General features: G+C 59.4%; 12 protein-coding genes. 4 read left to right on the top strand and 8 right to left on the bottom strand.

All coding sequences use genetic code 11. The annotated features are described in order from the left end of the window. The 3 genes from AC1DPF_RS18365 to AC1DPF_RS18355 all read right to left on the bottom strand — a co-directional run. Positions 1–700 (bottom strand): cytochrome P450 family protein (locus AC1DPF_RS18365; protein ID WP_477962807.1); only part of this gene is annotated, 700 nt, incomplete at its 3' end. A gap of 144 nt (positions 701–844) precedes the next feature. Continuing rightward, on the bottom strand, positions 845–1,663 hold the full coding sequence (locus AC1DPF_RS18360; protein ID WP_477873127.1) for an enoyl-CoA hydratase/isomerase family protein: 819 nt from the start codon (positions 1,661–1,663) through the stop codon (positions 845–847). Positions 1,664–1,776: 113 nt separating this feature from the next. Further along, entirely contained in the window at positions 1,777–1,908 is a 132-nt protein-coding gene (locus AC1DPF_RS18355; RefSeq protein ID WP_477873129.1) for a hypothetical protein, read from the bottom strand. 238 nt (positions 1,909–2,146) lie between these two features. On the opposite strand from AC1DPF_RS18355, the gene AC1DPF_RS18350 reads away from it, so the two are divergent. Beyond that, a complete protein-coding gene (locus AC1DPF_RS18350; RefSeq protein WP_477962805.1) occupies positions 2,147–2,920 on the top strand; it encodes an SDR family NAD(P)-dependent oxidoreductase in 774 nt (257 codons plus the stop codon). A gap of 99 nt (positions 2,921–3,019) precedes the next feature. Then, entirely contained in the window at positions 3,020–3,772 is a 753-nt protein-coding gene (locus tag AC1DPF_RS18345) for an SDR family NAD(P)-dependent oxidoreductase (RefSeq protein WP_477873133.1), read from the top strand. Positions 3,773–3,854: 82 nt separating this feature from the next. Here the strand turns inward: AC1DPF_RS18345 and AC1DPF_RS18340 are convergent, their stop codons facing one another. The 3 genes from AC1DPF_RS18340 to AC1DPF_RS18330 form a co-directional block, all read right to left on the bottom strand. Next, complete coding sequence (locus tag AC1DPF_RS18340) at positions 3,855–4,388, bottom strand: nuclear transport factor 2 family protein (protein WP_477962803.1); 534 nt, start codon at positions 4,386–4,388, stop codon at positions 3,855–3,857. A 99-nt stretch (positions 4,389–4,487) separates the two neighbouring features. Further along, entirely contained in the window at positions 4,488–7,052 is a 2,565-nt protein-coding gene (locus tag AC1DPF_RS18335) for a TonB-dependent receptor (protein WP_477962801.1), read from the bottom strand. A gap of 52 nt (positions 7,053–7,104) precedes the next feature. After that, on the bottom strand, positions 7,105–7,665 hold the full coding sequence (locus AC1DPF_RS18330; RefSeq protein WP_477873139.1) for a nuclear transport factor 2 family protein: 561 nt from the start codon (positions 7,663–7,665) through the stop codon (positions 7,105–7,107). A gap of 347 nt (positions 7,666–8,012) precedes the next feature. On the opposite strand from AC1DPF_RS18330, the gene AC1DPF_RS18325 reads away from it, so the two are divergent. Further along, positions 8,013–9,128 carry a 3-ketosteroid-9-alpha-monooxygenase, oxygenase component gene (locus tag AC1DPF_RS18325; protein WP_477962799.1) on the top strand — a complete coding sequence of 372 codons (1,116 nt, stop codon included), beginning with the start codon at positions 8,013–8,015 and terminating at the stop codon, positions 9,126–9,128. Between the two features lie 123 nt (positions 9,129–9,251). On the opposite strand, the gene AC1DPF_RS18320 is transcribed toward AC1DPF_RS18325, so the two are convergent. Both AC1DPF_RS18320 and AC1DPF_RS18315 read right to left on the bottom strand, forming a co-directional pair. Next, positions 9,252–9,575: a hypothetical protein gene (locus AC1DPF_RS18320; RefSeq protein WP_477873143.1), complete on the bottom strand. Its 324-nt coding sequence runs from the start codon at positions 9,573–9,575 to the stop codon at positions 9,252–9,254. Further along, positions 9,565–11,133, bottom strand: a complete 1,569-nt coding sequence (locus AC1DPF_RS18315; RefSeq protein WP_477873145.1) for a methyl-accepting chemotaxis protein — start codon at positions 11,131–11,133, stop codon at positions 9,565–9,567. Before AC1DPF_RS18315 ends, AC1DPF_RS18320 begins: the two co-directional genes overlap by 11 nt. A 388-nt stretch (positions 11,134–11,521) precedes the next feature. On the opposite strand from AC1DPF_RS18315, the gene AC1DPF_RS18310 reads away from it, so the two are divergent. Next, positions 11,522–12,038: TauD/TfdA dioxygenase family protein (locus AC1DPF_RS18310; protein ID WP_477962797.1), on the top strand; the 517-nt coding region annotated here is incomplete at its 3' end.

Here is a 12,038-nt window from a genome sequence, read left to right as displayed (position 1 = left end):
GCACCATGCTCTGGATCTCGTCCATGCGGAGCTTCCGGCCCGCCATGTCGACATCAAACAGATATTCCAGGATGCTGCCGGGCGGCGGATCGGGCCGCAGGCGCGCGATCTCGGCATTCATCTCGCGTTCCATCTCGGACATCATCGCGAGCTTTTCCTCGCGCGGCGCGGCGCTGTAGACCAGTTCGTGCAGGGGATGGGCATATTTGTACCAGTCAGCGGGATTGAATCCGGCCATCTTCAGCGTCGTGATGGCGGTGAGCGGCTGGCCGACATCCATGACAAGATCACCGCCGCCCCGCGCTACCAGCTTGTCCATCAGCGCGTTCGCCTCGTCGCGCACGGCCTGCGCTAATTGCGCCATCTTTTTCGGGGCGAACAGCGGGTTGAGGATGGCGCGATAATCGTAGAGCTCGGGTGGGTCGGAATGCAGCGGGATCATCCGCGTATCGGTGCCATCCGGAATGGTCTCACCCTGCGCGCTCGAGAAGACCTCGGCGTTCTTTGCGATTTCCAACACATGCTCGCCGGTCGTCGCTACCCAGAAGCCACCCCAGGCCTCGCTATGCACGAAGGGGCAATGCCGCTGCATATGCTCGAGGATTTCGGCGGAATGCTCGCGATATTCGGGGCCGTGATGGTCGAATCGCGCAGCCAGCGTGGCAATCTTCTCGTCCGATAATTTTTGCGATGTGGTCATCGATAATATCGCCTCGGAAATCGGCGGTCTGCCGGTGCACCCCACTGTTTAAGGGCACATCCCGGCCACCGATCAATCGTCGAGTGTTGCGCGAACGGGACATGTTATCGTGATTGGCGGCACCCACCGGTCGCCCGCCGGACATCAGGAACGACGCGTTGTCCACCGGGCCGGCCGCTTCTCCAGGAACGCCTTCGGTCCTTCCTCGAAATCGGGATGGCTCCAATGCGATTTCAGCAGTTCCCACCCATGATCGAGCGCCTCATGATAACCGACATCCTCTGATTTCCAGATCGCCCGTTTCGACAGGGCGGTAGCCTGGGGCGAGTTGCGGCATATCGATCGGGCCAGAGACAGCGCAGTGGTCATCACCGCGGCAGCGTCTTCTTCCAATATATCCACCAGGCCTAGCTGGTAGGCGCGCTCAGCCGACATGCGATAATCGCGACCGACGAGGGTCAGCAGCAGCGCGCTGCCGAGCGTCGCCCGCCTTGCGAGGCCGATATTCTCGATGGCGCCCACCGCGCCGACCGAGACATGGGTATCCATGAATTGTGCACTCTTCGGCGCGACGACGATGTCGGAATCCACCACGAAATGGAGCCCCCCGCCATTGACCAGCCCATTGACCGCACAGATCACTGGCTTCCACACGTCGCATTGACGCGGGGTGAAGCGATTGGCCTCCTTGTGGGGCACCGCCTCCTGTCCGACCAGGATGCCACCTTCGCCTTCCTTGCGCAGTCCGGACACCGACGCGCCGGTGCAGAAATGTCGTTCCCCGGCGCCAGTAATGATTGCGACCCGGATGCCGTCATCGCGGATGACCCGGGTCCAGGCCTCGTTAAGCGCCGTGATCATCGTGGAGGTGAGCGCATTGCCCTCATGGGGGCGATTGAGGGTAATGATCGCGGTCTGGTCGTCGACAACGAAACTCAATTCCAACTCGCTATTGTCCGTCATCTAATGCTCTCTACTGGAATGGAAACCGGAGTGGCGCGCGCCGATGCCGATCGTTGCGCGCCTGGCAGTCAAAGTACAAGCCGTCGTGACGATCTTCTTCGACCGCCAGTCGATCAGCCTGCGCCGTATCGCGCTGTGGCCATGGCGGTCTTCCAGCCAATGTTGATCCCGCCCACCACTGCGTCGGCCAGCGGCAGGCGGACGCGGTCGTAGAATATTTCGCAGAACCTGGTCGGTCCGGCCATGGTCCGGATCGGACGAACGGTGATGCCCGGGCAGGTTCATCCGGCGATATTTGTCAAGGCTATGGAGACCATTCGCCCATCTCAAGCATCAAAGCTGTCGCCAAAGGGAAAAGCTCCTTCGACCTGCCCGTGACCATTGGCACAGCGGGCCGGTCCAGCGTAGCGTTCGATAGAGGCACGATGGCGCTCAGTCGCCAATCTGCCGACCGGTGCGATAGAGACAGGGGAGTGACACAAGATGAAAACCGCGATCATCACCGGCGCTGGAAGCGGGATCGGCCTGGCCACGGCAAAAGTGCTTCATGGCGCGGGGTTCGCGATCGTCGCCGTGGGCCGCACCCCGGACAAACTTTCGCGGCTGGCGGATGCGCTGAACGGAGAACGCATTGTCGCATGCCCGGCGGATGTCACGATGGACGAAGCGCCAGCGAACATCGTCCGCTGTGCGCTCGACAGCTTCGGCTCCATCGATGTCTTGGTCAACAATGCCGGGGTCGGCAGTCCGAAACCGCTCCATGAAACCGACGACGCGTCGCTGGACGCTTTCCTGGACCTGATGCTGCGCGCGCCGTTCCGGCTGTGCCGCGAGGCGATCGGCCACATGAAGGCGGGCGCCAGCATCGTCAACATCACTTCCACCTTCGCGCATATCGGCGGGCGGCGGGGCGGCGCCTATTCGGCGGCCAAGGGCGGCCTGAAAGCGCTGACCGAGCATATGGCCTGCGAATATGGGCCGCGAGGAATCCGCAGCAACTGCGTGGCGCCCGGGGTGACGATGACCGACATGGTTCGCCACCGGTTCGCAGACGAAGCGTTTCGACGCAACAATATCGAGACGACGCCATATCCCCGGCTCGCCGAACCAGAAGATATGGCGGCGATGATCGCCTTTCTCTGCTCGCCCGGTTCCGAGATGATCAACGGCCAGTCGATCGTCGTCGACGGCGGCTGGACCAACACCAAATATCTCAGCCCGCGGGCGATCAACTCTACCTGGATCGATCCCGAATAGCGCGCGTGGCGGCCATGGGCGCGCAGGGGCCGGCTGGCAATTTCCATGGAAACTGGCCAAGAGAACGTGGGCTGTCATCCAATAGCAGGATACCGGAGCATGATCGGATTTGAAGGCAAGATCGGGGTCGTGACCGGCGGCGCCTCGGGCATCGGCGCTGCCGTCACACGCGGCTTCTCGAAGCACGGCGGCACCGCGGTGATCGTCGATTTCGACCAGAAGCGCGGCATGGACCTGATGGAGGATATCAGGGGCGGCGGCGGAAAGGCCGATTTCGTCGCCTGCGACCTACGCGAACGGTCCCAGATCGACGCCATGGTCGAGACGGTGGTCTCGCGCCATCGACGCATCGATTTCCTGCACAATAACGGCTACGCGATCTGGCGCGGCAACGATAGCGCCGCCCTGCTCGGCGGCGTCGGCGACGAGCAGTGGGACCATGTCATGAACGTGGGTCTCACCTCGGCCTTCCGCGTGTCGCGCAGCGTCCTTCCTGTCATGGCCTCGCAAGGCGGCGGATCGATCGTCAACACATCGTCTACGGCGGCCTATCATGCCGAACGCCATGTCGGGCCATATGCGGTGGCAAAGGCCGGAATCTCCCAGCTGACGCGCGCGATCGCGGTCGAATATGCGAGCAGTGGAATCCGATGCAACGCGGTCTGCCCGGGTGTGATCAACACGCCGCTGATCGCTGGCGCGCCGCTCGACGCGAGCTTCATCGACGGCATCCCGCTCGGTCGGCTCGGCGAAGCGGAGGAGATCGCCAACGTCATCCTGTTCCTGGCGTCGGACGTCGCCAGCTACGTCACCGGGGCGCTGATCGTGGCGGATGGCGGCCGGACGATCTGACGTTCTCGGCCGATCGACAAAAGACGCCTGCTCTCCTGCCAGGGGGTGGCAGAGGGAGGCGGGACGCTTGTCCGATCACCTTTCAGCGGGTTATCCGTGAATGCCCGCGCGAGAGGCCGAGCAAACTGTAGGACAGATCCTCGGCCGATCGCTTTCCCTTGGCGAAGGCGGCGGCGCCGACGAAGTCTTCGATCAGAGGCGTGCTCGCCGACCAATCGACGATGCAGGTACGCTCCTTGATCTTCCATTCGCCCTCGCGGCGTTCGACCTTGTCCAGATTGCGGCCCATCATATGGTCCAGCATGTCCTGCCCGTCATGCTGGCCGGTCATCGTACAGTAGAAATAGGTTTCCGAGCCGCCCTGGTCGCCGTCCACCCTGATCCGCGACTGGCCGAGCAGGTGCAGGCATCCCTCCCAGCGGATCAGCAGCTCGCGGGTCGCGCTGTCGGCGAAATTCCATCCGGTGTCCTTGATCGGGCCGTGGTCATCCCAACTGTCCGGATGGTACACGTCGATCGTTGCCTGCGCGTCGGCGCGATCCTGAGCGTGCACATAGGCCTCCAGAAGCTCCCGGATTTCGAAATGGTCCAGAAGAAGCTGCATCTTGTCGTTCATGACGACCCTCCAGGCGGATGATCTTCCGATCGTATGATGGCGACGCCGGCCGTCCGGAACGGGCCGTCGACATCGCCATCTGGTCAACCCTTGGTCCGATCAGAACTTGATCGATCCCGTGACGCCATATGTCCGGGGATCGCCCCAGCGGCAGGCGGTGTAGCCGATGCTCGTATTGTCCGAGCAACTGAGCTTGTAGGACTTGTCGGTGAGGTTCTGGGCCCAGAATGCCAGGGCGAACTGGGTTTCCCCAACGTCCCGCAAGGTCAGGCGGGCGTTCAGCACGCCAAATCCCGGCGTCGTTGCCACGCCCAGATTGGAATTGCCGACGGTCTTGTTCCGATAGGCATAGTTGACGTTCAGTGACGGCTTGGCGAAGCTTTCGGCCACGAACCTGGGCTCATATGTCACGGACACATTCATCGTGTGGCGTGGAATGCCGACGAACTCCTGGCCGTCCAGATCGAGCCCACTTGTATAGTCGATCGGATTGGTGCTGCTTACCGGCGTGGTGATGTCGCGCGGCTGCGGAATTACGGTGCCGCTACCATAGCGCCCAACCTGATACGAATAACCGAAGTCCAGGATCAGTTCGGGTATCGGCTTGAACGACGCCTCAACTTCGACGCCCTTGATCGTCGCCTGGCCCACATTGAACAGGATAAGGTCGGTATAGGACGCGGTACACGCATCGGTGACGCAGAAGGGAATGATCGCCTGCGTCTGTATCTTCTTATATTTGCCGTAGAATCCCGCGACGTTCACCCGATAGGGCCGCCCGCCGATCCGACCCTGATGCTTGATGCCCAGTTCGACGTCGGTCAGACGCTCGGGACCGAAGAAGGCGAAATCAAGATTGGCGGTGACGGGATTGACACCGCCGGCCTTATATCCTCGACGATTGGCCAGATAGACCAGGGTCTGCTGCGCCAGCTGATATTCGAGCGACGCCGACCAGGTCAGCGCCTTGAAGCTCTTGGCGCCCCCGAGATAGCATTGGCTTGCCGAATTGAAGCCCACCGCCGCGGCGCCGGTGCCGGCCACCGTGGCGCAGACGCCGCCTGGCGCCGGCCATTGCTGAACCAGGGCGAGGCTGTTGGAATAGAACAGCTCGTTCGTGAAGTTCCGCTTGTCCCACGTATGCCGCGCGCCCAGCGTCAGGCGCAGTCCGTCCGCCCCCATGGCAGAGAAATCATAGGTCCCCTGGGCGAATATGGCGTAGGAATCCGAATCCACATTGGTGTTGTAGTATCGGACGGCAGCCGGATAGAGCGACACCGGCCCCGCAATGAACAGCGACGTGTTCCGGAAGTTATAGTCATTGTGGCTGTAGAACAGACCGATGATGCCCGACAGGTTCTGCGACTTTACGATAAGCTGCAGCTCGTCGCTCACATCCTTGTTCAGTCCGTAATTGCGTGAGACCAGATTGATGAAGTCACCCGGATAGCTAGCCGGCAGGCCGGGTACGCCGAGGCCGGACAGGAATGGCGTCAGGTTGACTGTCATGCCGGCGCCGCCCCCGGGATCCTGCGTCTCGTCCGCGCGCTCGTACCGATAGCCGAAGATGTTGCGCAGGCTGAGCGTGTCGTTCAGTTCGAGCGTGGTGGTGTCGCTGACGCCATATGCCTTGGTCGTGCTGGACAGGGGCAGGGCCGGGTTGAGGGGCCCAAGCGGCGTGCTGACCGGCGTCGCGAAGGTGGTGCGCCCAGTATAGAGGTCGACGCGGAACGGGCTACCGCTCCGCTGCAGTAGATTGCCGTTCACCAACGCGGTTCCTCCGCCGATCTGGCTCTGCCTCTGGACGAACTGCTGCGTGAGCAGCGAAACGAGAGCACCGAAACCGGTGGCGTTTAACGGAGCGGAGTCGATGATCGCCGGCGAAGGCAGCTGGTTGGCATGATAATAGTCGAACACCGCGACATTCTCGAGCCGCTCGATAGGCCGCGCGAGCACGCTGACACGGAAACTCTCGTTGCGGCGATCGCCCAGGTCGTCCCCGCGCGGGTTGACGTTCTTGAACACGCCGTCGCGCCGTTCGATGTTGCCGGCCACGCGCACCGCCAACTTGTCGTCGATCACCGAGAGGTTGAGCACCGCCGTGCCGTGGATGAGATTGTAATTGCCATATTCGAGCGTCATCGATCCTTCGGTGTCGAAGGTGGGCTTGTTGGTGGTGAACACCATGGCGCCGCCCAGCGAGTTCTTGCCGAACAGCGTTCCCTGCGGGCCCCGCAGGGCCTGGACGTCGTGGAGATCGTACAATGTGATGCCGCGCGGTCGATGGGGCACGCCATCGAAGTAGACGATCACATTCTCATCGGTGAACAGCTGCTGCCGCTGGCCGCGAATGATGAACTCGATATTTTCCGGGGAGAGGTTGCCCTGCTTGATCTGGAGGTTGGGGACGCTGAACTGGAGGTCGCGAACCGCGCTCACATTCTTTTCGGTGAGCATGTCGCCGGACACGGTGGTAACCGAGATTGGCACGGCCTGCTGGTTCTCTTCCACCCGTCGAGCGGTGACGACTATATCCCCCAGCGAGTCCGGGGCCTGGGTCGTATCGGCCGGGCTCGACGAAACGGGCTGTGCGATCGATTGCCCCGGCGACATCCAGAGCATCGTTGCGAAGGCGACGCCGCTCGCAGTGCTACGAAATTTCATCCCTGCCCTCCTAGAATGTTATCGTTTAATATTATCGTTGAATATATAATTATTATCGCACTATGAATGAACTTCCTCTTTTCAATCCCAATACTTCATAAGATAAGTCATCCTGCGATCGAGCCCCCTGGATGAACAGCGACCTTCCCTTGGTGAAATCTTCCGTGAGGGGAGAACTTCCCGACCAGTCGCAGATGCAGCGCCGATTCCTGATGCGCCATTGGCTGTCGACGCGCTCGAATTGGTCGATATAGCGGCCGACGAAGGTGTCGAGCATCGTCCGGTCGCCATCCTCGCGGGTCAGTGTCGAGTAGAGATAGGTTTCGGCGCCTGCGGAATCGCCGGTCACCTTGATTCTCGACTGGCCAAGAAGATGGCCACACATGCTCCAATTTTCGATCAGGCTATTCGTGCAATCGACCGCGAACTGCTTGCCGTTACATTTGAATGGACCATGGTCATCCCAGCTGTCATCGAAGTACACCTCGGCCAGGGCCGCCGCATCTGCCCGGTCGCAGGCATGAACATAGGCTTCGATCACCTCGCGAATATCGAAATGATCGATAAGCTGTTGAAGCTTATCCTCTTTATTCTTCATAGTAATCACTTCCATTCATAAGATTTTGCCCGTTATTTTATCACATTTGTCAAGAACAGGTCAGCCCTTCCCCTGCTTATTGCGGAAAGTCTCAATGTCTGTTCCCGCCATCGTTACCCGATTTCGCGCAGACAAACGCTCCGATCGGCAACACATATCAAGCAGCAATTGGCAATCTGGCGATGGTCGAAAAAATGTCCTTTTGGCGACAGTCAGGGGATATTAGCCTATCGCCGCTATGGTGAGATGGTGCCGGTCGAGGAACGGATCGCCACAATCGGTTCGTTTTGCGCAGGATGGCCTTGCGACTTACGGACGAGCAACGGGGCTCGGATGGGGTCGGCCGCAATCGCGCTTGCGGAATGGATAGGACGGATTCAGATATGGCGACCGCAAAAGACTATGGCCTGGGCAGTTTCACCTTCCCGCGCGGATGGTTCATGGTGGCCGATGCCGAACACCTTGCCGATCGACCGCTCAGCGTGCGATTTTTCGGTCAGGATATGGTGCTCTACCGAGGCGAAAGCGGGAAACCGTATATGGTTTCCGCATATTGCCCACACATGAGAACACACATCGGCAAGAGCACGACATCGTTCATGGCGCAACGCGGCGACCAAGTGCAGGGCGAGTCGATCCGCTGTCCTTATCATGCCTGGCGTTTCGGCCCGGACGGGAAATGCAATCACATTCCCTATTCCGACAGCATTCCCGCGGGCGCAAAGTTGGAAGCTTTTCCTGTCGTCGAGCGCTACAACGCCATTTTCCACTGGCATGACCCCGAGGGTCAGGAGCCCGATTATCCACTGCCCGACATCCCCGAATGGGATGATCCCCAGTATGTCCGCTGGCATTTCGATGATCTGGGGCCAATCGGTATCCATCAATTGGAAGTGATCGACAATATCTGCGACATCCAGCATCTGTACCCAGTTCACGCATCCCACCAGAGCTATTTCGAGAACATCATAAGCGGCCATCGAATCTGGCAACTGATGGGCGGAAAACACGAAATGCTAGGCGTCGATGCCGACATCACCGAGTTCAACACCTTCTACACCGGACCGGGCATCCTGATCTCCAAATTCTTCGGCGACATGCCGTCGATGATGTTCATCTGCCACACGCCGATCGACGATGGCTCGATCCATGCCTGGCACGCGACCCTGACTAGGATCGCGAAGCGCGTGCCGACCGACGAGGATGTAGCGGCAGCTAGGGCGTACCAGAAACTGAGCCGGGATGGCCTGGCGCAGGATTTTGAGATCTGGGCGAACAAAGAAAGTTGCCTGCGCCCCATGCAGATGCCGCGAGATGGAAACTTCCTCAAGGTCCGGACCTGGTACAGGCAATTCTATAATAGCAGGGCCGATATTGCCGACATCCTCGAACGCTGCGAGGGCCGCTATGTCATTCCCGGGATGCCCGATGCCGCCCACGGCAATGCCCGCGCAGAAATCATCTCCGCCGGGATTTGATCGGACGATTGATGTTAGGCGGCGACCTCGCGGTTATCACAACCTCAAATCTGTGCCATTGGCGCTGATGGAGGACACCGCGCCGCCAGCCGGTGCTGCGTCTGCTGATACACCGCCGCCTATTCACCGTGCGAAGTGACAGCCCGCCGCGTTCGCCTCGAACATGAAAAGCACGCCACTATTTCGAACGACATCGGGGAAATCCGGACGGCGATAAACGACAAATATAACCCGGCTGTTCCGACGATCCTCGACAAGCCTCAGATCAGGATCGCTCCGCAACATAGCCACTAGCGCCGCGTCGTGACGACCGGGCATGATGACCGCCCCTACAATCTGACCGCTCCGGGGCTGCAGCAGGTTCATGAAGCCGAACAAAAGCGATCCCAAAAGGCCGATGCCGATTGGGCGCAACCAGATCTGCCGCCAGGATGCATCATGCAGCAAGGGTATCGGCAAGTTGCGTTACCTCAAGGCTGACCTTGTCGACATTGCTCGTCAGCCGTGCCGCAGCTTCCGTAAGCATTTCCCGCTTGTCGGTGACCGCTGAAATGGCAGACTGGACGTTCTTCAGCTTTTCCATCGCCGCCTCGGATACCGATGCCGCCATGAGGACGTTATTTGCTATTTCGTTGGTCGAGGAACGCTGCTGGGACGTCGCTACCGCGATCGCCGAAACCAGAACGTCCGATGCGGTAATGGATTGACGAATGGTTGCCATTGCCTCGACGGTGCGCGACGTTTCCGACGTCATGGATTCGATCAGGGCAGAGATTACCTTGGTTGTTTCCGAAGTCTGAGCTGCGAGTTCTTTCACCTCATACGCAACGACAGCAAACCCTTTGCCCAGCTCGCCTGAGCGCGCCGCTTCGATTGTTGCATTCAGGGACAGAAGACGTGTCCGTGCCGCGATGTCATTAATCAGCTTTGTGGCCCCCTGAATCTCGTTGCTGGTCTTGCTGAGGGTCGTGATAGTGGCGCTGGCGTCATCCACCATATCGGCCGCTTCGGAAGAATGCCTTGCGGCATCTGCAGCCCGCTGGCTGATTTCCGACACCGAAATCGCGAGTTCATGCGCCGCATTCGCAACCGTCGTCAGGGTTGCCGATATCTCCTTGGCGCCATCCAGCATTTCCGTGGTGGAATGATTGACGTCCTGGCTGCTCACGAACAGCGCCTCTGTCCCGTCCTCGACGGTCAGCGTGGCCGAACGGACCGATTCCCAAATCTCGGCGAAAGCCTGGGTCAGACGGCCGCGCACACTTGCCAGAACTTGTTCGCGAATGCCGCGGGATTCGGTCTCCAGGCGGGTTTTCTCGGCGAGCGCGGCATCCGCCCGACCAACGGCCGCGCGGGCTTCCTGCAATGAACTGTCTGCACGCGCCTTGGCGGCATTCGCCTCCAGCAATGAAGCGTCCGCCCGGGCAACAGCCGAATGCGCCGCATCGAGAGAAGTGACCGTCGCAAGCTCACCGGCCAGTAGATATCGACTAATGAACATCAGGGGAATAACCTGGGTAATGGCAATGCTGGCATGTATCGCAAGATTTATATAAGATGTTTCCGGGTTTGAATAATACCAAACAAATTGCGGGGCAAATACTGCCAATGTCACATGATGTATAACTACAATAACATTGTAAATTAATAGACTCCTCCAACACATGTAGGCCAGCAAAAATGTATTCGTGACGAAATACATCATATGCGCCATCTGTGTAGCGCCGTCACTAAACGGGCTTGCGGAAAAGATCAGCAGCATCAGCGCAACGGCAAGGCAACAGGCAACAAGTGTCCGCGTTGCGGCAGCCGTCGGATTACGCCAAGCAGCTTGCGCCACGGCAAGAAGGAGTCCGCATCCGGTCACCACGCACACCAGGAAGCCCTTGCCGGAAAAATAGGCCAGGATGATGGAAACGGCGTTGATCAACGCCAGGAACGCCACGAGGCCCCGGCTGGTAAGCATTCTGATACGCAGGACACTCGGAGGAGTGTCCTCGTCCATTCCGCAAGCAGCACGCATACGCTATATCTCGCCTACAAGCATCGTCTCTCGCGTCACACACATTAGAAGAATATGCTTAAATTTTTCCTACTGGCCCGCCTCAGAACAGAACCGGGCACTCCGCCAGCCACCGCTTCGGCGCCTCATACCGTGCAGCTTGGCGCACGCTGTCCATCCTGGTGGCATCGACGCCCAAAGAGAAAACATTGGGCAACGGGCGCGGACAACGCCGGGATATTCGTCCCGGCATAGAGCGCGCACGCATTTCCGTTCCAATCGTTTCGAAAAAGGCATCGCGGGCTTGTTCGCTCGGAAAACCGTGACGTCGAAAATAGTCCGACCAGACGTGTGTGTAGCCGGTGTCGGCGCTCTAGGCTGGATTACCTTCATGGTCGAAAGCACGTGGCACGGCAGGACGGATACGATGGCTAGAGCCGAAATACAGACTCCACGGCGTGGAGAAGTGATCCGGAAAATGGATGTCCGAACCATCGACGATCATGGGCTCAACATCCTCTTGGAACAGCTGATGGAGCATCGCTTCATCCTTCTCCCCGGTCAGGATTTGTCGAATGACGACTATGTAAGGTTTGGGAAGCGTTGGGGGCGACCGGTAATGCTGATCGCTCGTAAGAACACCTTGGACAGCCATCCCGAAATGATCATGCAGAGTAACAGGGAGGCGACTCCCGAGTTCATACGCAATGTCGCAAACCACTGGCATTGCGACAGCTCTTATGAAGCGGAAACTGCGACGTTCACCATGCTTTATGGGGTAGAGGCCCCTGAGGAAGGCGGCGAAACCCTTTTTGCGGACCTTGTCGCTGCTTATGAGGAACTCCCCGCCGATAAGCAGGCGTTTTATGACACCTTGTTAGTCAAGCATGCGACAAGCGCGGCAACAC

This window comes from Rhizorhabdus sp. P4_G6 (assembly GCF_056401045.1).
This window is presented reverse-complemented; position numbering and strand designations above follow the sequence as displayed.